Below are 20928 nucleotides of genomic sequence, written 5' to 3' on the forward strand. Positions count from 1 at the left end.
TTTCATAGTGAATGATACCGGAGTAATCGCTGCGGCTTTTATCCTCTTCTATCTCTTATCCTATCTGGGAATACTGCTGGCTGAACACGACACATAAGAAGCACAAAAGAACTGTCCCTATGTGCTAATGGTCCCTATGTGCTAATGGTCCCTATGTGCTAATGTAATGCCAAGGAGCACAAAAGAACTGTCCCTATGTGCTAATGTCCCTATGTGCTAATGAAGGAAAAAAAGGGGGGAAGCCGGCATGAAAAAAATAATAATCTGGGGATTATTACTGGCTGGTTTTTTTTGCTGCGTCCAGCCCGTACAGGCTGCAGAGACAGAAAATAAACCAAACCCCAGGCGAGTTATCATATATATGATTGACAAATTGAGTATAAACGATTTGAGCCCCAAAACCACTCCCTATCTCTGGGAATTGAAAGAGCAAGGCGGGATGGGTCTGCTGAATACGATTACCGGTGGTGAACGCACCAGTAAAAACGGTTGCTGTACCATTTCCGCAGGGAAACTGGCGGTGGGCAGTAGTAAGGCTCATTTGAATTATGAAGCTGGGGAGATCCTGGAGGGGGAACTAGTCGCGGATATTTTCGCGCGCAATACGGGTATTGTTCCTCAAAAAGCTAATATTCTGATTAGCAGTATTGAAGTAATTGAGAAAAACAATGGCCAGAGAAATCTGGGCCAGGCAGGTAGACTGGGAGACAGGATTCATGAGCTGGGTCTAAAAACTGCCGTTATCGGAAGTTCTGACCGCCCGGGCTATCCCAACCGCGTTGGCAGCCTGATATTGATGGATTCTCGGGGTATCGTGGACAGCGGTGCCATTGGCCCGCAAATGTGCAGCCTGGGTCGCTCGAAAGAAAGTCTGCTTCCTATGCAAAGCGATTATGATAAAATGCGCGAGCAATTCCAGCTTTTCCGCGATAATAATGATATAATCCTACTGGAGTTCGGTGACCTTTCTCGCCTGGAATCCATGTATTCCTTCTTTTCCCCAGCCCGCTATAATGAGGAAAGAAAAAATATCCTGCAGCGTATCGACAATAGTATCAGTCAAATCCAGGAGGAGTTGCTTCCTGGGGAGAACTGTATTTATATCTTAAGCCCCAGTCCCTCTAGAAACTCCTATATCCCTAGCGCTCTATTGACTCCCATAATAATTGTCAAACCTGGCTTTCAGGGAACTCTTACCAGCTATTCCACACGACGTACGGGTATAGTCTTGACCACCAGCCTGCAAAATTCTATTATTAGTTGTTTGGATCCGGAGAGAGAAGAGAATATTTTTGCTACGGCTGCCAGTGACAGCTTCCAGCAGCTAAAAAACCTGAATCACCGGGAAGTTTTTAATTATGTATATCAAGCTACTATTTTATCCTTATTCATTGGCTTGATCTTGCTCTTATTACTGCTGGCCTACTACTTGTCGCTTCGTTCCCCAGGGAATCCCTTGAAGCTTCCTATTCTGGGCTTCATTCTATGCCTACCCTTGTCTATGCTGCTAATCGGCCTGTTTGAATTCAGCCGCCCCCTGTTCTTTTTCCTGCTCTTGCTCCTATTAAATCTACTATTGACTCTCGCTGGTTTCTTCCTGGCCCGAATCTTGAGATTAAACCCTCTGTTATTAATTATTTCTGCCACTATAATAACCATTGCCTGGGATCTGATTTGCAATGGCAGCTTGATAGCCAATTCGGTCATGAGCTACCGGGTTTTCAGCGGTGCGCGCTATTACGGGCTGGGCAATGAATATATGGGAGTACTTATCGGAGCTGCTATTGCCCTGGTTACTTTAATGCTCAGCCAATCATTCAGCTCAAAATTTCGGCTGCTCTCGGCTCTTATTTTCGTGGCTATCATTTTCCTGATAGCCTATCCCTTATTTGGTATTAATGTGGGAGGGGCCATTACTGCCAGTATTGGTCTGGGCTACAGTTATCTGGCTTTTAACCAGGGCTATATCAGGATTAGCTGGAAAAAGGTAATACTTCTTCTGGTTCTAACGGCTCTGCTTTTGCTGCTTATGGCTCTGGTAGACCTGAAGCAGCCGCTGGAAGTTCAATCTCATCTGGGGCACAGCATTTCGCTCATTATGAACGGGGGTTTGGGCGAGATGCTGAATATCATTAGCCGTAAAGTCCATATGCAGCTTAGAGTGATCAGCTACGGCGGTTGGGGGTGGATTCTCCTGGCCGGAATGCTGACCGGCGCTTTGCTGCTCTTCCGCCCGGGCCGCCGGATAAAGGCCTACAGCGAAAGACAACCGCTGATACTTCAGGGGCTGCGGGGAATACTGCTATCATCCTTGGTCGCGATAATCTTTAATGACTCGGGAATAGCTTCAGCTGCCAGCATGTCGCTTTACTTCTCTGTTCTTTTCCTCTATTCTCTGGACCTGAAGGCGGCTCGGAGCAAGAAGTAGGCTTGAACTAATGGCGCTTTCAAAATATAATGATAGTTCAGGGACTTATAAAGTAATAAAATTATAAATTATTATGCTAATTTATTATGGTTGGGAGATAGTGCTGATGACTAAGAAGAAGAGGATATTGACTGGAGACAGGCCTACAGGCAGCCTGCACCTGGGACATTATGTAGGGAGTTTGGCCAACCGGGTTAAACTGCAGGATGAATATGATAGCTATATTATTATTGCGGATGTACAAGCTTTAACCACCCATTGGGAAAAGGACGAAAACCTGAGCCGCGATATTTTCCAAATTGCCACCGATTACCTGGCGGCGGGGATAAAGCCCGAGGTGTCAACCATTTTTATCCAGAGCATGATACCGGAGATACACGAATTAACCATGTATTACGCTATGTTTACCACCGTTAATGTATTGCGCCATAATCCTACTATTAAAACGGAAGCAGCCCAACACGGCCTCAGTGACATGACCTATGGTTTTCTGGGTTATCCTGTTAGCCAGGCAGCAGATATTACCATCTTCAAGGCTGATCTGGTACCGGTAGGCGAAGACCAGATTCCTCATATTGAATTAAGCCGGAAGATAGTACGGCGCTTTAATGAACTCTACGAACCAGTTCTGGTTGAGCCGCAGGTTCTGGTGGGGGATGTTCCTCGCCTGGTAGGGCTGGATGGGAAGGATAAGATGAGTAAGAGTCTTAATAACGCTATCTTCCTGGCCGACAGTGCTGAAGAGGTGAAGCAGAAGGTATGGAACGCCGTTACTGACCCGGCCCGGATCAGAAAGACCGACCTGGGGCATCCGGAAATATGTACGGTCTATGCCTATCATCAGGTTTTTAATAAGGATGTAATTGAGGAAGTGGAAGCCGATTGCCGCCAGGGCAGGATTGGCTGTGTACAGTGCAAGAAAAAACTTACCGCTAAACTCAATGAATTACTGGAGCCCATGCGGGAAAGAAGACAATCTTATCTTGAGCAACCCGATCTGGTCAAGGATATCCTGCAGGAAGGAACCAGAAGAGCTCATGCCGTTGCCCGGGAGACCATGCTTGATGTCCGCTCCGCTATGAAAATAAACTACTTCGAATGAGCCAAGGACGACACCGGGACACAGGAAGGCGATTCTCAAAGGGTATCGAGTGGATTGCGTCATGAAAAAGGTTCAACCATCGGATTTAAGCTGGTGGTTGAGCCTTTTAATTTGCCTTGCGTAAAAGAAGTCCCGCGTGTCCCCATTTAGCAGCCCCGATATAATAGCCCAATTACAAGCATAAATAGCAGAATAGCTATTCCTATTAAATTATTCTTTAGCCTGGTCTGTTCAATCTTCTTTAATTCCTCAGGGTCATCAATACGAACCCTCTTTTTATGATAAGCTCTATTTTCAGGCATTGTGGCCCCCCTTTCGCTATCTTTTCTTATCCCTCGCAAACAGCCTTTGTACTCGGCACCGTCAACATCTCTACCGTTCGCTATCTTTTCTTATCCCTCGTAAACAACAATAAAATGGGGGTTTTAGGGTATAATTAAGCTATACTTTTGATTTTAACGCTTGTGAAGGTATTAATAAACCGGTAAAATCCTATTAATAGCAAGACAGGGGGTGATGTCTAGTTGAAAGAAACAGTTAAATTCGGGTTGGATTTTGTTAAACTTGAGAATCATTATCTCTTACCCCGTGTAACCTCTATCGTTCTGACCCAAAGCCTTTACGATATCTTGTTCCAATATGTGATTACTCCGGAAAAGGAAGCGCGGCTTAAGGAATTTATCGCTCTTCTGGAAGCGCACATTAAGAGCAAATCCAAGACTCCATTCTCCATCCCGGCTGCAGAACTGGTATTTATTGGTGAAGGCCTGCAGGAGTTAAAGCTTCTTAACTGGATGGAGGTTCCAGTTGCAGAGTTTAACGTCAGGCTGGAAGAAGGTTCGGAAGATTCCCCGGAGGAAATGGAACAGGTTCTGGAGCTCCTGGAGGAAATGTTGACCTTTAAACGTAAGGGAAACAGCAATTCCATATATGTTTATCCTGGCAAAATTGTATCTTGAAGAATTGAGAAGTGAGGGGTAAGGGATGAGAAGGCTTATTTCCTACTACATTTTACCACACAAGCGCCTACTCACTCACTTTTCATCGGTGGTTGTGCCCCGGGCATGGGGGGTTAATAAGTATTAAAAAGGAGGAATGAGTAATGGATTTAAAAGGGTCTAAAACAGAACAAAACCTGTGGGCAGCTTTTGCGGGTGAATCTCAGGCCAGGAACAAGTACAGCTTCTTTGCCAGTCAAGCTGATAAGGAGGGCTTTAAGCAGATTGCCGCCATCTTTCTGGACACTGCTGATAATGAGAAGGAACATGCCAAACGCTTGTTTAAATTCTTAATGGGGGGAGCAGTTCCGGCTACAGCCGAAAACCTATTGGCATCGGCTGAAGGCGAGAACGAAGAACATAGCAGCATGTATCCTGAATTTGAGAAAATTGCCCGGGCAGAAGGTTTTAACGAAATCGCCGATGTATTCAGAGAAATTGCCGAAGTGGAAGAGGAGCACGAGAAACGCTATCTAAAACTGCTGGAGAATGTAAAGAACAATACGGTGTTTAAGAAGGACAAGCCGGTTAAGTGGAGATGTCGTAACTGCGGCTATGTACATGAAGGTACGGAAGCCCCGGAGGAATGCCCGGCCTGTGCCCATCCTCAGAGCTATTATGAGGTAATGGCTGAAAACTACTAAAATCAAGAGCTTATAGGCATAGAGGGGGCGGTTCTTCTGTCCTCCCTAAGGGAGGACGGAAGAACCGCCCCCTGGTGTTGCGTCCATTTCTATGAAATATGTTGAATTATAACACTTTCTATATATGCGTGTCGGTTTTATTATTTCCGAGCCGGAATATTAGTAAGCCAGCAGGGCTTCGCGCAGGATTTTGGCTCCCAGTATGGAGGTATTATCTCCCTGTTCACAGGGGGGAGAAATCTCCACCAGGTCAAAGCCCACAATATCTAATTCTCTTAATTCATGCAGCATTTGCAGTAAATCCCGGGAGGAGAATCCTCCCGCCTCGGGCGTTCCCGTACCGGGAGCGAAAGCGGGATCCAGGACATCAATATCCAGGCTTATGTATACCGGCCGCTGGCCGATCTTCTCTTTCATATCCTCCACTGCGGTTAAAAATTGGTCCAGATAAAGCTGGCTGTGTTGCCGGGCAAAATCCAACTCTTCCCGGGTAGCAGAGCGTATACCCAACTGAAACAGCTTCCTGGTTCCGATAGTTTCCAGCACTCTTCTCATAACGCTGGCATGGGAGAGTTTCTCTCCCAGATAGTCGGCTCTGAGATCAGCATGGGCATCCATCTGTATAACGACCATATCAGGATAAAAATCATGATAAGCCTTTATAAGCGGAAGGGAAACCAGATGTTCTCCTCCTATGGAAAAGAGCTTTTTCTCGCGCTCCAGGAAATAGCGTGCTACCGCTTTGATATTCTCCAGGCTTCGGGGTACATTGCCAAAGGGTATTATTACATCCCCAGCATCATAAAAATCTATTTCGTCCAGGGATTTGTCCAGGTAAACACTGTATTCCTCCACCGCCTCGGATATTTCGCGGATGCGGTAGGGGGCCAGGCGGGTTCCAGGGCGGAAACTGGTAGTCGAATCCAGGGGAAGCCCGATAATTACCCGGTCACAAATATCTAAATCCCGTGAGCTTCCCATGAAAAAAGCTTTCTGTTCTAGGAGAGCGGCGATTTCAGATGACAACGGTTATTCCTCCATTTCTATTATCTTATCGTACAGGGACAGCACAGGGGGACGGTTCTTTCGTCCCCCTGTGCTGTCTGTGCTGCTATTCCTCGGTTTCAATTATCCTATTTACAAAAGCCGGAAGCTGAAATGCTGCCTGGTGAATCTCCGCTGTATAGTATTTGCATCCCTGGCTGTAGGAGCAAGAAGGCAGCTGGGGGTCATATAGTTTGGAACCTACGGTAAAACTCCATAAGCCGCTGGGATAGGTAGGAATATTGGCCAGGTACAGTTTGGTCAGGGGAAATACTTGATTAATGCCGCCAAATGCCATTTTAATAACATTCTGGTTGTAAAATGGGGACTCGCTTTGAACTACAAGCATCCCATCATTTTTCAGGGCCTCAGAGACGCTCTGGTAAAACTCGCGGGAAAATAGTTGAACTGCCGGTCCTACTGGCTCGGTGGAATCAACAATAATTAAATCAAAGCTCTGACGCTGCTGTTTTACATACTCTATGCCATCAGCAATCAGGACTTCTGCTTTGGGCTCGTTGAATGAACAGGCCAAATCGGGGAAGAAATCCCTTGAGGCAGTTACTACCCGTTCATCAATTTCCACCAGGGTCGCCTGGCTTACAGCCGGGTGCTTTACAACTTCGCGTAAAGTTCCTCCATCACCGCCTCCTATAATGAGGACTTTCTCCGGATTGCGGTGGGAGTTCAGGGCTACCAGGGTAATCATTTCGTGATAAACGAATTCATCCTGTTCCGTGGTCTGAACCATTCCATCCAGCAGCAGCATTTTGCCAAATTGCTCGGTTTCTACTACTGAAAGCTCCTGAAATTCTGTTTTTTCATAGCGTAATGTCTCTCTAACTTTGCAGGAAAATCCTAAAGACGGGGTTTGATATTCGGTAACCCAGAGATCCAAGCCAACTCCTCCTCTTTTCGTATTAACCCCCCAGCTGTGACAGGGGGCACAACCACCGATGAAAAGTGAGTTAATAGGTGCTTAAGAATAAGATGTAGTAGAGCAAAACTTGACCCCTCACACCTTACCCTTCACTCCTCACTTCTCTAATTTTTTATATATCAGCAGGACCGTTTCCATAATATATTAATACCATAATGGAACTGCGGCGAAAGCGCAGCCGATTTTCTCTACCAGGTGTTCGGTAGAAGCAAGTTTTATTTCATCCAGTTCCAGGCCTCTTACGCGAAAGGCTTCCTCACACATTTTGGTAACCATCTCTTCGGCCTCAGCCTGGCCACAGTATCCTTTATATTCCATTATTACCCCAAAGCTGTCCTTCTTTATTCCTACCGCCACCGCCGCAGCAATTCGGGCTCCGGGTTCACAGCTGGTAATGGTTCCATAGGCAATGGGAAGTAATGAACCCGGGGGTATGATAAGGCCGGGTTCATATTCACAACCCGGGGGAAGGATGCTGCTTACTCTTAACAGGTTAGTATTACCTACTCCGGCTTCTAATAATGCTCTATCGAAAGCAGTAAGTTCAGTTTCTCCTTCACAGGAGGCAGCAGTAAGAAAATATTTTTTGGGTAGTGGCAACACATCGAACACCTCCAGACTTATTTGGGCAACAGATTTATTATATACAAATCGTTGTAAAAGTAAAGCTATTTATGCCCTTACTTATGGGGTTTGTAATAAATAGGAAAAAGCTCAAATTCGCCAGAACTTAACGAAAAAGAGCTTTAAGAGGGACACAAGGGGACGGTTCTTTTCTGTCCCCTATCAATAGCAAACGAAGGGAGTAGCAGTAACACCCGAAGGTGCAACATAATTATAAACCGATACTCAGCTTAATAATCATCGGCAAGTTAATCTGTCAATGAGTGCCGGAGTACTCCGCAGGGTATTGCAGCTGAGCGAACTTGGCGAAAGCGAGCAGAACATTATTGTTTTTCCTTGATAAAATGAAGAAAATTGTCTACCGCTTTACGGCGAGTCTTCTGACGCGGGTAAATTATGTAGAAGAAACGGGTGGCTTCGGGGTCGTCTATTTTTAAGCTACGAATTCGGCGCTGCGGATCCGTCTTCTTGATGGCCCAGTTGGACACAATAGAAATACCCATGCCTGACTCTACTGAAGCCAGGACGGCTTCAGTACTTCCCGCTTCCATGCTTACATGCAAATCCTCTTTTTTTATGCCGTGGCTAATCAACAACTCTTCGGCAGCTTTGCGGGTACCTGAGCCCTTTTCCCGAAATATCCATTTCTCATGCAATAATTCTCCCATGCTTACCTGATCGCGTTCAGCCAGGTGGTGATTTTCCGGAACAATAAGGAGAAGTTCATCCTGCAGCCACTGTACACCTTCTACCTTTCGGTTGGGCAGCCAACCGCCGACTATTCCTATATCCAGTTCTCGATCCGCCACTTTTTTAAAGATTTTTTCCGTGTCGGCAATGTCGAGACTGATGTTTATATAAGGGAAGCTGTCTGAGAACTTCTTGATATAATCCGACAAGATATACTGTCCGGGAATGGTACTGGCTCCCAGATAAAGACTGCCTCTTTTGCTATCCACTACGGTTTCCATAATATTGTTCGTTTTTTCCAGGAGCTTTATTATTTCCCGTGAGTATTGATAGAGAGTCTCACCTGCTTCGGTCGGTTTTAAGCGTCGTCCGGCTCTTTCCAGAAGAAGAACGCCGTAATAATCTTCCAGCGATTGAATCTGCTTGGTTACTGCCGGTTGTGAAAGTCCAAATTCTTCAGCGGTTTTGGACAGATTTTTGGTCTCCACTACGCGCACATAGGTCTTAAATAAATTGAGATTCATTCTAATCACACCATTCTAATGTATTTGCCAGATAGGTCTAAAACTCCCGCCTTTTTCCCCGCCTTGTACAGAGGAGATTATCAACTTAGGAATCCTTCTAATATTGTATCAATAGCTTCTTGCTCGCTCAAACCCAACGACATAAGCTTTATTAACTGTTCACCGGCTATTTTGCCAATGGCTGCCTCGTGGGTAAGTACTGCGTCAGCATCTTCAGCTTCCAACTGAGGAATGGATTTAATCCGGGCTTTATCCATAAGAATAGCATCACATTCCACATGACCGGTACACTCGTTCTTCCCTACCAACGCAGCTTTAAAAAGCTGGTAAGAATCGTCCTGGGCCACTGAGCGGGATAGTATCTGCGCCGCTGCTCCCTGACCTTCAATTTCTACCCGGATATCCGATTCGGCTTTCTGTTGGCCATGAGTAAACAATCTTTCTACTACTTTCAAATTTCCCTTTTCCTGTATATAAGCAGTGGTGGAACGAATGGTATCATCCACACCTTTTATTTGTATCATTTCCATCTCTATGCTCCCACCATTCTCCACCCGGACGATGGTGGTGGGATTCAATATCCTTTTTCCTTTTCCCATGCCCTCTCCATAGTGTTTTTCCAGGTACCTCACGCGAGCTCGCGGTCCCACGATTATCTCATGAATACCGTTGTGGCTGGAATCACTGTGGCTATCATTGTGAATCCCGCAACCGGCAATAATGGTGACCTCAGCGTCCTCACCAATGGTAAAAGTGTTATAAACCCGGTCATGAAAACCTGAATTAGTAAGTATAACCGGAACATGGACGGTCTCCCCTTTGCTTCCTGCTTTTACTTCTACCATCAGCCCCTTATTTTCCGGATTGGTGTTGATAACAATGTTGGGTGAAGAATGCCGGAAAACGGCTTCTCCATTACGCCTGATGTTTACTGCCCCGCTGGGAATGGCTTTAATATCTGCTACTGCCTGCAATAAATCCATATCCAACTGCTCAAATTTCATATACCATTTCTCCTCTGCACTGCTCTTTCATTTTGCATTCAACTTCATGACGAATCAAGGGCCAGATCTCATCCGGGGTTCCTCTTTCCTTAATTTGGCCTTCTTCTACCAATATTATTTCGTCAACGATATGCAGGACATTTTCATTATGGGTGATAATTACGGCAGTTCCGCCTTGCTTGCTCCTGAATTTACCCATTATTATGGCAATAAGCTTTTGGATGGTCCACAGGTCAACCCCGGCTTCCGGTTCATCAAAAATGCTGATTTTCGCATCCCTTGCCAGCAACTGTGCGATTTCAATCCGTTTGATTTCCCCCCCGCTGAGCCCCGGGCCGATATCCCGGTCAAGATAATCTTCAGGACAGAGACCTACATCACGCAGGCTGGTTCTAAGGTTAACCCCATCCAAACCGGGTCGGGCTATCTGCAGCAGGTCACTTACCGTCAGTCCCTTAAAACGGGGAGGCTGTTGAAAAGCATAAGCGATGCCTTTGCGGGCACGCTCGCTGATATTTAAATCATTGATATTTTCCCCGTTTAGATAAATATTTCCGCTGCTCTGCTTATAAATGCCCATAATTATTTTAGCAATAGAGGTTTTTCCTCCGCCATTGGGGCCGGTAATAGCATAAAGGCGATTGGGGTGGAATTCCAGGTCTATTCCCCGGATTATTTCTTTGTTCGCCCCATTCTGCCCGTTGACTGCGAAGCTAATATTTTCCAATATCAGCATTGTCGTAACCTCCTTAAGTAATAGTAATAAAAGTGAGCTCCCTACATTGCTCCTACTGCTCCTGCTTTCTCACGGGAAGCTATCAGTTATTTTCAATAACCGGCAGAGCAGCCAAAAACGCTTCGAGCATCTGATCCACTGCCGCCGGGTAATAGTTGTCAATATGCCCTCTGTCCGCACAATAAGACAAACCTGCATCCCAGGGAAGGGAGCCCAGATAATTTACCTGCTTCTCTTCACACCATTGCTTTATCCCGCCTCCGCTGAAAAGCTCAACCTCATGTTGGCAGTGCGGGCAGATACCTGATGTCAGGTTCTCTACCACACCCAGTACCGGCACTTCATGTTTGTTCAACATGTGAAAAGCTTTCCTGACTATAGTGAAAGCCAGATCCTGGGGGGTGCTGACCACCACTGCACCATCCAGAGCAATATTTTGTAAAACCGTTATAGCTATATCCCCGGTGCCAGGAGGCATGTCCAATATTAGAAAATCCAATGTTCCCCAGTCCACCTGGCTGTAGAACTCTTTAACCGCCCCAGCGATTCTGGGCCCCCGCCAGATAACCGGTAGTTCTTCATCGGCCAGGAAAAGATTTAAAGACATTATTTTAAGGCCTTTTCTGCTGCGCCGCGGTACCATACCATAATCATTCTTCCCCATCGACCCGCCGCTGACACCAAAAACCCGCGGAATGCTGGGACCGGTAATGTCCGCATCCAAGAGCCCTACTGTATAACCGTGAGCCAATAAAGCAGAGGCCAGCAAACTGCTGACAGTGGACTTTCCCACTCCGCCTTTACCGCTTATAACGGCAATTACTCGTTTAATGTCATTACGCTGACCTATCTGTGTGGAAGGTTCGGCATCCTTATTATCCTCCGGCGTAGTCGGTGCTATCGTTGCCGTCTCCGGTCCTGGCCCTTCTTCCTTTTTAGACTTTGGCCTCTTTTCCTTTTTCTTGAAAAATTTGAGCATCCTTGTCTCCTTCTGGTCAATCTCATAATTTAATAAAAAAAGTGAAGGGTGAAAAGCAAATCACTTTTCTTGGGTGCTTGTACCCAGCACTAATGCCTGCCCCCTTCATCCGGTTTACAGTTAATCATCAACATTAATTGTCGAGCACAGGGGTACATGACAAATATTTAATAGTAATAGGATTATTATTAGTTATAATAACATATTATAATTTACCCGGACAAAAAAGTCTTGATTCCCCGCCAAAAAGCGATAAATCGCATGGATTTCCAAATGCCTAAGATGATAGATTATCATTCTTGAATCTCAATCTCAACTGAATTAGCCATTTTCCTTCCCAATGCTATCTGCGTGTTCGCTATCTGTAATACCACCGGTCCTTTGAAAGGATGCCTGGATACCAGCTTTACCCTGGTCCCAGGTACCAGCCCCATTTCGAAAAGCCTTCGCCCCGCTCGCAGGCCCCGATTCAACTTGAGTATTCTGGCACTCTGTCCTGGTTTCATATCATTAATAGTCATGGCTGTCACTCCTTCCAATTATACAAGTCGTCATGGATACCAAAGGGATGTGGGTGTCAGTTGCTAAAGAACTACGGTTCTTTTAGCGTTTTCCAATTACAGTATCAAATTGAGCATAATCCCTACAGAACAGGAGGTTAAAAATCCTAGTCCCAATATTTTTACCAGGCCACTCCAGCCTATCTCCCGTACGGTCATAACCATAGCCGGCAGGCAAGGTAGGGAAAGGGCAATCATACTGATAGCTATAGTGGCCTCCCTCGGCGTAAGCTCCAGGTTGAGCAAGACCAGAGGGGCCAGGTAACGCTGAAATATTGTTACCAGAACCGCTATAAAAGCCTCCGCCGGAATACCGAAGAGGAAGCGAGTAAAAGTCTCCATGGAATGGAATATTTCCAAAAAACCGGATTCCAGCAAGGCTCGTACAGCAATGCTCATAATCAGGAGCAAGGGCAATACTTCAGTAAAAAAGCCGGAAAACCGCATTTTTATCTTTTTCCCCACATTGCTCCAGAGGGGAATCCGCAGGGGAGGAAGCTCGTAAATGAAAGCGTCCTCACGTGGCATCAGCCGGCTCAAGACAAATCCCATCAGCATCAAAACCGCAATCATGGTTCCCACTATTATTGGCAATGAAGCCTGAAAGGCGGCAATTACCGAAGCCAGTATTCCCAGAGTAGCTGCACAGGGGACTACTATGCTCAGGAGAGTAATTACGATAAATCGTTGGGAAGCGGTAGGCATTATCCTGCTGGCCATAATGGCCGGGGTTCGGCAACCAAATCCCAGGGACAAAGGAATTATGGCCTCACCAGAAATACCAAAAAAGCTTCCCGTTCTTTCCAGAGCCACCGAATAGCGGGGTAACAAACCGCTATCTTCCAGCAGGGACATAATACAAGCAACCATCAACATGGCTGGCATTATTATGGAAAATGGGATAATCAAGCCCTCAGGAATAGCTTTCGATAAAACCGTATTTATGATTCCTGGGGGCAGGATTTGGCTCAAAAAACTCTCAATGGTCTGGTTTAACGGTTCCAACAATGCCGTAATGGGGCCTTCGCTTATAGCTACAAATTTCAATAGAAGCACAAAGGCCAGATAGGCCAGGAATAAAAGAACGGGAGTGCCCCATAAAGAGCTGTCGAAAAATGCCTGCGTTTTTTCCAGCAGAATTCGTTGTCTCTCTCCCAGGTTGCTGCTGACCATATAGGCGGTAGTTCGTGCCTTTTCTACCCGCCCCCAATCAGCAATACTCATACAGGTAGTGGCGGGAATGGAACAGAGACCGCAATGACCGTTGCACTGCCCCGTCCTTAGCTCAGTAAAACAGCGTTCTTGGGCCAGACTTTCCTTGCCGACTGGACTTACTTCACGGAACTGGCTTTCTTTTTTTTCCTGACTTTCTTCTTTAGCCAAAGCATCTTTTTTTCCCCGAGGGGTTCTCTCCAAAACTTTCAGTACTTCCTGCAAGCCCTCACCAGTGGTGGCAGAAAAGGGGATTACCGGTATTTGCAACAGTTCGCTCAAGAGCCTCTCATTAATCCTGATGCCCAGTGAGCGGGCCCGGTCAATCTGGTTGAGCAGCAATAAAACAGGGAAACCCAAATCCATCAACTCATAGCTTAGTACCAGATTTCTCTCCAGGTTGCTGGCATCAACAATGTTCAGGATAAGGTCAATTTCTTCCATCGCAAATAAATCACGAATGGCCTTCTGCTCTTCCCCTTCGGAAAAAATAGAATAGATGCCCGGAGTATCAAATACTGTTATCTCTTTTTTCCCTATCTTGACTGAATTTGCGCTTATCTCAGTTGAGGTTCCAGGATAATTCGAAACCAATATATTGCTTCCGCTTAAACGGTTAAGAGCCGCACTCTTGCCCACATTGGGATTGCCAATTACTATGATCGCCACTACTATCGTCCCCCTGGCTAGTGATATTGATAATCTTTATTAATTACTAATTAAATGATACAAATGCCAATGCATCTCACCTTGCATGCACTCCCATGGCAATTTTATAGCTGCATGCTTTTCCTGCATCCTGCGGGTACGACTGATGTGCCCCGGCGCTAAGCCTTTATTATTTTGCATAAAGCAGGTTGAAATTAGTCTAAAGTACCGTTTCATAATTGAGGTTGCACCCTGCGGGTAGCAGTGATATGAACCTCGTTCATTATTAATGATGCAGATATAGGGATCAGGGAGAAACTCTTTTACTTTTTTCCCGGCATTCAGGACAGTAAACAAAGAATTTTAATTCATGGTCTACAACCTCAAAACCCTGTGTTTCCAATTGCCCTTCCAGCGAGCATAAGAGGTCATCCTCCAATTCCGCAATCTTGCCGCAAGCCAAACAAACAATATGATGGTGATGGTGTTCATTATGGTCATCATTAAGCTCATAACGGTATTTATCATCATTGAACATACTCTTGTAGAGTATATCGATAGCGGCCAACTTTTCCAGGGTCCGGTATACAGTGGCAATACCAATGTTGGGTTGCTTTTCCCGCGCCTGAACCAGTACTTCTTCCGCGCTGAGGTGCCGGCCCTGATTGTCCATCATTACTTCTAAAATGGCCGTCCTCTGTCCGGTTAGGCGGTAATCATTATCTTTTAATTTTTTATTTATGTTTTTGCCAAACATTTCCTCACTCCTATATATTGATAATCATTATCATCCCCATTTTAAGGCCTGCTCGTGAGTTTGGCAAGCAAATATAAATATATATCATGGGGACGGTCCTTCTGATATATTATGCCCCCCATGCCCGGAGGACGAACCTTTGGGGCCAGATCTAAGACTTGCGATGGTCTTTTATCTGAGCCTGTTGGCGCAGGTCCTCCAAATACTGGCTGAAAAGGGTATTTTCCTTCTCTTTTTCCAACTGCATCCGTATCTGGTTCTTTACTTCGTCAAAAGGCTTGGTAGTGGTTGGTTGGAGCTGACCGGCCTTAATAATGTGGTAGCCGAAATCGCTTTTTACCGGCTCCTGGGTAATTTCTCCGGCTTGGAGCTTTAAAGCTGCGGTTTTGAATTCGGGCACATAATCACTGTTCTCGTTTATAACCCCGAGAGCTCCGCCCTGGGCCTTGCTGGAACAGCTGGACTGTTCCTGGGCCAGCCGGGCAAAATCAGCTCCTTGCTGCAATTGGGTCAGCAATTCCCGGGCTTCTTTCTCCGTTGCTACTAATATATGGGATATTTGCATGCCGGCTGCTTCCTGGTAGCTGGCTATGTTTTCCTGGTAGTATTGCTGGAGTTCCTCTTCCTCTATTTCGATCGAAGCACTTATCTTCTTTTGGAGTTGATTGACCAGCAACTGCATCCTGGCTTCCTCACGGAGTTCTTTTTCATTGAGATTGTTTTCCTGTAAAAACTTCTGGTAAGCATCTTTTCCTTCTGCCGCCAGGTTGGCTTTAAAGCTATCAATAGTTACATCTACTTCTTTTTCCTTAATCTTTATACCTCTTTTTTCAGCATCTTGACGCAACAGAACCTGCATAATCAGGTTGTCAAAGACCTGTTCCTGCAAGCGCTTCTCCATCTCGGGGTCGATTTTGCCGCTGCTGTCGGCCTTGTCCCCGGACTGAGGGGGATTCTGCTTTTCGTATGCCTTTTTAAGGTTCTGGCAGGCTTTGTCATATTGTTGCTGGGTAATTTTTTCGCCGTTAACTTCGGCTATGCTGGGGGAAGCATCTTTGTTGCCACAGCCCGATAATAGCAGCAACAAACCCAGTATCATCAGCAGTGCCAGCCTGGTTTTTTTCATAATAAATTATCCTCCTTTAGAGCATTTCAGGCTTATTATAGCATAAGAGAATATTATTTAGGCTATTTAAGATCAACTTCGGGGTCGGGGATCTTCCTGCTTATGGGTGCCGCTGTCAAAAGGGAGGTTTTGTTGGTTAAGAACATCTCTTTCTTTGGCTTAAGGCACCGGTAGGGCAAACGGCCGCGCACTCCCCACAGCTATTGCAAGCGCTTTCTTCCAAGTCATTCCCCCATTCCCATTCGGGCTTGACCACGGTATCAAAGCCCCGGTTTACCAAACCCAGGGCGGTAATCCCCATTACTTCATCGCAGATGCGCACGCAGAGACCGCAAAGTATGCATTTATCCGTATCCCAGTTAAGAAAGGGATGATGGTATTCACTGGAATGACGATGTATTTCACCGGCCAGGCGCTGTGGCTTTACTTCATATTTTCCGGCATAGTTCAGGAGCTTGCACTCGTAGAAGGCACTGCAGCCGCATTCCAGGCAGCGTCCGGCTTCCCGGAGCGCTTCCTCCGGGGTAAAAGCGGCTTTTACTTCAGCAAAACTTCGCACACGCCTTTCCGGACTGATGGAAGGAGGTTCGATTCGCGCTTCTTTCTCTATTCCAGCCAGGTCTTCCGCCCGAACTTCCCTGCTCATCCGGTAGGGGGAGTAATTATCCGGCAGCTTTTCCCCCTGCAGGTAGGCGTTCATGGCCTGGGCGGCTTTGCGCCCTTGGGCTATGGCTTCAATGGCGATACCGGGCCCGGTAACCCCATCCCCGCCGGCGAATACCCCTTCCATACTGCTCATAAAAGAAAGGGGGTCGCTTGCTATGGTATTCCAGCGGCTGAGCTCCAGCTTTTCTAAACCGCCGCGGTCAACCTGCTGGCCAATAGCGGCGATGACGGTATCGACAGCGATTATTTCCTCTTCTCCGGTAGGCTCCGGCCGCCTGCGCCCGGAAGCATCCGGCTCGCCCAGCTGCATCTTCTGCATTCTGATGGCGGCCACCCGCCCGTCTTCCTCTAATATTTCTTCGGGCGCCAGGAGGAATCTAAAGACTATGCCTTCTTCCTCGGCTTCGACTATTTCACTTTCACCGGCAGGCATCTCCGCCCGGCTGCGCCGGTATAGCACCATAACCTCGGCGGCACCCAGTCTTATTGCGGTTCGGGCCGCATCCATGGCGGTATTGCCACCGCCGATAACCGCTACCCTTTCTCCCATAAATACCGCTTCTCGCGAGGCAACAGCGCGTAAAAATTCAATTCCACCCAACACCCCCCGCGTTTCCTCGCCGGCACAGCCGATTTTTGAGGATACCCAGGCTCCAATCCCCAGGAAAACAGCATCATAGTTCTCCCGCAGCTGCTCCAGGAAAATGTCTTGCCCCAGCCGGGTGTTGAGAGATAATTTTACTCCCAGGCGAGCTACCAGGTCGATTTCCTGTTCCAGCAGTTTTTTGGGCAAGCGGTAATCGGGAATTCCATAGCGGAGCATTCCTCCCGCAGCAGGCATGGCTTCAAAGATTTCTATCTGGTGACCTTCCCGGGCCAGGAAATAGGCTACGGTTAAACCAGCCGGTCCTGCCCCTACTACTGCTACTTTCTTTTCTGAAGGGGCTTTGACTTCGGCAATGCTGAAACCCGGTCCGCTTTCATCATCATTTTCCTGCTTCCGCTCCTCTAAATAGTAGCGGCCTACAAAAGCCTTGAGGGCGGCAATGGATACCGGTTCTTCCACCAGGCTCCGGCGGCAGGCGCTTTCGCAGGGATGAGGACATATCAAACCTATGCTGGCCGGAAGGGGATAGTATCCTTTTAAAACAGCCAGTGCTTCCTTAAACTGCCCATTGGCAATCAAACCCACATAAGCCTGGCAATCGGTATCCGCCGGGCAGGCCTGCCTGCAAGGGGCACAACAATCCCCCCGGTGGTCGGATAAAAGCATCTCCAGGGTAAGTTTTCGGGATTGCCTTACCCGGGGGCTTTCCGTTTGCACCTGCATTCCCTCCTGCACCTCGGTAGCACAAGAGCGTGAGAGCTTTTTGCTACCGGCCACTTCTACCACACAAATACCGCAGGAGGCAAAAGGCTTTACCCGCTCATCGTAGCAGAGGGTGGGTATTTCTATCCTATTCTCCCGGGCTGCCTGTAAAATAGTCTGGCCAGCAGCAGCCTTGATTTCCCTATCATTTATCGTAAGCGTAATCATGGACTTGAATCACCTCTTCTATCCAACATGGTTGTCACTGCAAAAATATTATAAATTTCCTTGCATAAATATACTCGCCCCAAGCTATGCATGAGGCAACACCTGCGGCTTGTCTCGCGGCTCCAGGAGTACGCTGCAACAAACGGAGTTTGGCAGTGACATCAGCATTACATAGCTTAACATCTTAAGTGCCTGGCACTCTAATCCAGTATTACCGCAGCAAAACGCTCGGGGCAAATATCCAGGCAGGCCCCGCATTTGCTGCAGTTCTCCTGCTCAATATAATAAGGCTGGTTGTTTTCTCCACCTTTTATACATTCCGCCGGACAAGCATAGGCGCAAAGGCCACAGCCCATGCATCTATTCGGGTCTATACTGTATCTCAATAATTCCTGGCATTGTTTGGCCGGGCACTTCTTCTCCCGGATGTGGGCTTCGTATTCATCACGGAAATAACGGATAGTGGTAAGAACGGGATTGGGGGCACTCTGCCCCAATCCACAGAGGGAATTTTCGCTTATGTGGGCGGATAACTCCTCCAATAGCTCAATATCCCCTTCCCGTCCTGCACCCCGGCAGATTCGCTCCAGGATTTCCAGCATCCGTTTGGTGCCAATACGACACTGAACACACTTGCCGCAGGATTCCTTCTGGGTAAAGTCCAGAAAGAAACGGGCCAAATCAACCATACAGCTGCTTTCATCAAGTACTACCATTCCACCCGAACCCATAATAGCGCCAGTAGCATTAAGGGATTGATAATCCACCGGGGTGTCCAGCAGTTCTTCGGGAATGCAGCCGCCGGATGGCCCTCCCATCTGTACGGCTTTGATTCTTCGCTCCGCTTTTATTCCCCCGCAAATACCAAATATTATCTCGCGCAAGGTGATTCCCATGGGTACTTCCACCAAACCGCCTCTTTTTATCTTACCGGCCAGGGCAAAAACCTTGGTGCCTTTGCTCTCTTTACTGCCCAGAGCGGCAAAGGCTTCTCCCCCGTTCCTGATTATCCAGGGAACATTGGCCAGGGTTTCTACATTATTGATACTGCTGGGCTGCCCCCATAAACCGTATTCTGAAGGATAGGGCGGTTTTAAACGGGGCATACCCCTCTCTCCTTCCAGGGAAGCCATGAGGGCGGTCTCTTCCCCGCAAACAAAGGCTCCGGCACCTTGCTGTATACTTATGTCGAAAGAGAAATTATGCCCCAAAATCTTTTTTCCCAACAACCCGTTTTCCTGGGCCTGGACAATGGCTATTTCCAGGCGTTTTACCGCCAAAGGATATTCCGCCCGGCAATATATGATTCCTTGCTCCGCCCCGATGGCGTAGGCTGCTATTATCATACCTTCCAAAACCGCATGGGGGTCGCCTTCCAGTATGCTGCGATCCATAAACGCCCCGGGATCACCTTCATCAGCATTGCATATGAGATAACGGCCTTCACTGGCAGCTTCACGGGTAGCTTTCCATTTCAGCCCGGTAAGAAATCCCGCTCCTCCCCGCCCCCGCAAGCCTGAGACTTCGATTTCCTTGATTACTTCTTCCGGGCTCATTCCTATGAGCACCTTTTGCAGGGCGCTGTAACCGTCCTGCCGGCGGTAATCTTCTATGGATTCCGGGTCTATCCGGCCGCAATTCTTAAGTACTATCCGCAGCTGTTGCTGCAGATATTTTGCCGGCTCATCGCTGCTGGAAACCAGACAGTCTTCCAGGGGACCGCGCCCGGCCAGGTGGGCCTCCAGTATTTCCACACTGCGCCTGGCATCTACTGCTCCATAGGTAAATACCTGCCCATCATCCTCTATCCAGTCCAATAAAGGCTCATGATGACAGAGGCCGATACAACCGCTTTTCTGTATTTCCAGTTTTATTCCCCGGCTTTTCATCTCATTCTGCAATGCTTCCAAAACTTGCAGGCCGCCGGCGGCTATACCACAGCTCCCCAGACCCAATCTCAGTTTCATTGGGCCTCACCTCCGACCAAAGATAATGATTCCCCTGCCTTTATCTTGCGAATTATGGTAACTGCTTTTTCTGCGGTAAGCGGACCATAGGCCTGCCCGTTTATCATCATTACCGGAGCCAGGCTGCAACAACCCAGACATGCAGCGCTTTCCAGGCTAAACAATCCATCCGGGGTAGTTTCGCCTCGCTTTATTTTCAACTCCTGACAGAGAGTGCTTTCAATTCGCTCGGAGCCATTAACATGGCAGGCGGTTCCCTGACAAAGCAAAATCTGGTATTTGCCTGCTGCTTGCAGCCGGAACTGGGTATAGAAGGTGGCAATCCCGTAAACCTTCGCTGGTTTTATTTCCAGTTCCCGGGCAATGCATTTTAATACGCTCAAGGGCAGGTAGCCATATATTTCCTGGGCTTTTTGCAAAATCGCAATCAAGCTGCCTTTTTCGTGCCGTTTTTCCTCGATTATTTTCATTAACGCGCTCAGGTCAAGCTGGACCTCAAAAAAGTTTGTCTCCTCCGAGCGGTTTTTCTTACCACAGAAATGCACCAGACATCCTCCTTTTTTCACACGCATAATATTATAACATTTTGGAGTAAACAAGGGGGGATGAAGGGAAAAGATGACACAAACAAAAAGAAGATCCCTTGTTTGCAATAAAGATCCCCTGTTTTCGCCGGTAGCGAAAGCAGGGGAGTATTATCATCGTATAATACGGCACCGGGCTAGTAAAATAAAGGAAAGAG

At 47.2% G+C, this 20928-nt stretch carries 19 protein-coding genes; 4 read left to right on the forward strand and 15 right to left on the reverse strand.

Going from position 1 to position 20928, the window contains the following annotated elements; genetic code table 11:
- The first annotated feature begins 247 nt into the window (after window positions 1-247).
- Together PHP87_RS02230 and trpS are read left to right on the forward strand one after the other, a co-directional pair.
- Window positions 248-2428 (forward strand): hypothetical protein, encoded by a 2181-nt coding sequence (locus PHP87_RS02230; RefSeq protein WP_299917943.1) that lies wholly within the window; start codon window positions 248-250, stop codon window positions 2426-2428.
- Window positions 2429-2534: 106 nt separating this feature from the next.
- Window positions 2535-3530: a tryptophan--tRNA ligase gene (gene trpS, locus PHP87_RS02235; protein WP_299917945.1), complete on the forward strand. Its 996-nt coding sequence runs from the start codon at window positions 2535-2537 to the stop codon at window positions 3528-3530.
- 146 nt (window positions 3531-3676) lie between these two features.
- On the opposite strand, the gene PHP87_RS02240 is transcribed toward trpS, so the two are convergent.
- Window positions 3677-3832: a hypothetical protein gene (locus PHP87_RS02240; protein ID WP_299917946.1), complete on the reverse strand. Its 156-nt coding sequence runs from the start codon at window positions 3830-3832 to the stop codon at window positions 3677-3679.
- A 222-nt stretch (window positions 3833-4054) separates the two neighbouring features.
- On the opposite strand from PHP87_RS02240, the gene PHP87_RS02245 reads away from it, so the two are divergent.
- Window positions 4055-4489 (forward strand): hypothetical protein, encoded by a 435-nt coding sequence (locus PHP87_RS02245; RefSeq protein ID WP_299917948.1) that lies wholly within the window; start codon window positions 4055-4057, stop codon window positions 4487-4489.
- A 143-nt stretch (window positions 4490-4632) separates the two neighbouring features.
- Window positions 4633-5172 carry a rubrerythrin gene (rbr, locus tag PHP87_RS02250; protein ID WP_299917950.1) on the forward strand — a complete coding sequence of 180 codons (540 nt, stop codon included), beginning with the start codon at window positions 4633-4635 and terminating at the stop codon, window positions 5170-5172.
- A 159-nt stretch (window positions 5173-5331) separates the two neighbouring features.
- Here the strand turns inward: rbr and speB are convergent, their stop codons facing one another.
- The 14 genes from speB to nuoE all read right to left on the reverse strand — a co-directional run bounded on the left by speB (window position 5332) and on the right by nuoE (window position 20731).
- Window positions 5332-6198, reverse strand: coding sequence for an agmatinase (gene speB, locus PHP87_RS02255; protein ID WP_299917952.1), 867 nt, complete (start codon window positions 6196-6198; stop codon window positions 5332-5334).
- Window positions 6199-6283: 85 nt separating this feature from the next.
- Window positions 6284-7114 carry a polyamine aminopropyltransferase gene (speE, locus tag PHP87_RS02260; protein WP_299917954.1) on the reverse strand — a complete coding sequence of 277 codons (831 nt, stop codon included), beginning with the start codon at window positions 7112-7114 and terminating at the stop codon, window positions 6284-6286.
- Between the two features lie 186 nt (window positions 7115-7300).
- Complete coding sequence (locus PHP87_RS02265) at window positions 7301-7759, reverse strand: arginine decarboxylase, pyruvoyl-dependent (protein ID WP_299917955.1); 459 nt, start codon at window positions 7757-7759, stop codon at window positions 7301-7303.
- Between the two features lie 344 nt (window positions 7760-8103).
- The gene (locus tag PHP87_RS02270; protein ID WP_299917957.1) at window positions 8104-8994 is read right to left on the reverse strand and encodes a selenium metabolism-associated LysR family transcriptional regulator; all 891 of its coding nucleotides are present in this window, start codon (window positions 8992-8994) and stop codon (window positions 8104-8106) included.
- 80 nt (window positions 8995-9074) lie between these two features.
- The gene (locus PHP87_RS02275; RefSeq protein WP_299917959.1) at window positions 9075-9998 is read right to left on the reverse strand and encodes a SufD family Fe-S cluster assembly protein; all 924 of its coding nucleotides are present in this window, start codon (window positions 9996-9998) and stop codon (window positions 9075-9077) included.
- Entirely contained in the window at window positions 9988-10734 is a 747-nt protein-coding gene (locus tag PHP87_RS02280) for an ATP-binding cassette domain-containing protein (RefSeq protein ID WP_299917960.1), read from the reverse strand. Before PHP87_RS02280 ends, PHP87_RS02275 begins: the two co-directional genes overlap by 11 nt.
- Window positions 10735-10816: 82 nt before the next feature.
- Window positions 10817-11713: an Mrp/NBP35 family ATP-binding protein gene (locus PHP87_RS02285; protein WP_299917962.1), complete on the reverse strand. Its 897-nt coding sequence runs from the start codon at window positions 11711-11713 to the stop codon at window positions 10817-10819.
- 293 nt (window positions 11714-12006) lie between these two features.
- Entirely contained in the window at window positions 12007-12234 is a 228-nt protein-coding gene (locus tag PHP87_RS02290; RefSeq protein ID WP_299917964.1) for a FeoA family protein, read from the reverse strand.
- Window positions 12235-12330: 96 nt separating this feature from the next.
- Window positions 12331-14154: a ferrous iron transporter B gene (locus PHP87_RS02295; protein ID WP_299917965.1), complete on the reverse strand. Its 1824-nt coding sequence runs from the start codon at window positions 14152-14154 to the stop codon at window positions 12331-12333.
- Window positions 14155-14440: 286 nt separating this feature from the next.
- On the reverse strand, window positions 14441-14890 hold the full coding sequence (locus PHP87_RS02300) for a Fur family transcriptional regulator (protein WP_299917966.1): 450 nt from the start codon (window positions 14888-14890) through the stop codon (window positions 14441-14443).
- A 151-nt stretch (window positions 14891-15041) separates the two neighbouring features.
- Window positions 15042-16016, reverse strand: coding sequence for a SurA N-terminal domain-containing protein (locus PHP87_RS02305; RefSeq protein ID WP_299917967.1), 975 nt, complete (start codon window positions 16014-16016; stop codon window positions 15042-15044).
- Between the two features lie 136 nt (window positions 16017-16152).
- Complete coding sequence (locus PHP87_RS02310; protein ID WP_299917968.1) at window positions 16153-18219, reverse strand: FAD-dependent oxidoreductase; 2067 nt, start codon at window positions 18217-18219, stop codon at window positions 16153-16155.
- 200 nt (window positions 18220-18419) lie between these two features.
- Entirely contained in the window at window positions 18420-20186 is a 1767-nt protein-coding gene (locus PHP87_RS02315) for an NADH-ubiquinone oxidoreductase-F iron-sulfur binding region domain-containing protein (RefSeq protein WP_299917969.1), read from the reverse strand.
- Window positions 20183-20731: an NADH-quinone oxidoreductase subunit NuoE gene (gene nuoE, locus PHP87_RS02320; protein ID WP_299917971.1), complete on the reverse strand. Its 549-nt coding sequence runs from the start codon at window positions 20729-20731 to the stop codon at window positions 20183-20185. Before nuoE ends, PHP87_RS02315 begins: the two co-directional genes overlap by 4 nt.
- Window positions 20732-20928: the final 197 nt, after the last annotated feature.

It is taken from the genome of Syntrophomonas sp., assembly GCF_028707975.1.
GTDB lineage: Bacteria > Bacillota > Syntrophomonadia > Syntrophomonadales > Syntrophomonadaceae > Syntrophomonas.

Bases quoted from the DNA above. Each gene is read 5' to 3' on its own strand.
- PHP87_RS02230 (WP_299917943.1), top strand. From the start codon at position 248: ATGAAAAAAATAATAATCTGGGGATTATTACTGGCTGGTTTTTTTTGC.
- trpS (WP_299917945.1), top strand. From the start codon at position 2,535: ATGACTAAGAAGAAGAGGATATTGACTGGAGACAGGCCTACAGGCAGC.
- PHP87_RS02240 (WP_299917946.1), bottom strand. From the start codon at position 3,832: ATGCCTGAAAATAGAGCTTATCATAAAAAGAGGGTTCGTATTGATGAC.
- rbr (WP_299917950.1), top strand. From the start codon at position 4,633: ATGGATTTAAAAGGGTCTAAAACAGAACAAAACCTGTGGGCAGCTTTT.
- PHP87_RS02270 (WP_299917957.1), bottom strand. From the start codon at position 8,994: ATGAATCTCAATTTATTTAAGACCTATGTGCGCGTAGTGGAGACCAAA.
- PHP87_RS02275 (WP_299917959.1), bottom strand. From the start codon at position 9,998: ATGAAATTTGAGCAGTTGGATATGGATTTATTGCAGGCAGTAGCAGAT.
- PHP87_RS02280 (WP_299917960.1), bottom strand. From the start codon at position 10,734: ATGCTGATATTGGAAAATATTAGCTTCGCAGTCAACGGGCAGAATGGG.
- PHP87_RS02285 (WP_299917962.1), bottom strand. From the start codon at position 11,713: ATGCTCAAATTTTTCAAGAAAAAGGAAAAGAGGCCAAAGTCTAAAAAG.
- PHP87_RS02290 (WP_299917964.1), bottom strand. From the start codon at position 12,234: ATGACTATTAATGATATGAAACCAGGACAGAGTGCCAGAATACTCAAG.
- PHP87_RS02300 (WP_299917966.1), bottom strand. From the start codon at position 14,890: ATGTTTGGCAAAAACATAAATAAAAAATTAAAAGATAATGATTACCGC.
- PHP87_RS02305 (WP_299917967.1), bottom strand. From the start codon at position 16,016: ATGAAAAAAACCAGGCTGGCACTGCTGATGATACTGGGTTTGTTGCTG.
- PHP87_RS02310 (WP_299917968.1), bottom strand. From the start codon at position 18,219: ATGATTACGCTTACGATAAATGATAGGGAAATCAAGGCTGCTGCTGGC.
- PHP87_RS02315 (WP_299917969.1), bottom strand. From the start codon at position 20,186: ATGAAACTGAGATTGGGTCTGGGGAGCTGTGGTATAGCCGCCGGCGGC.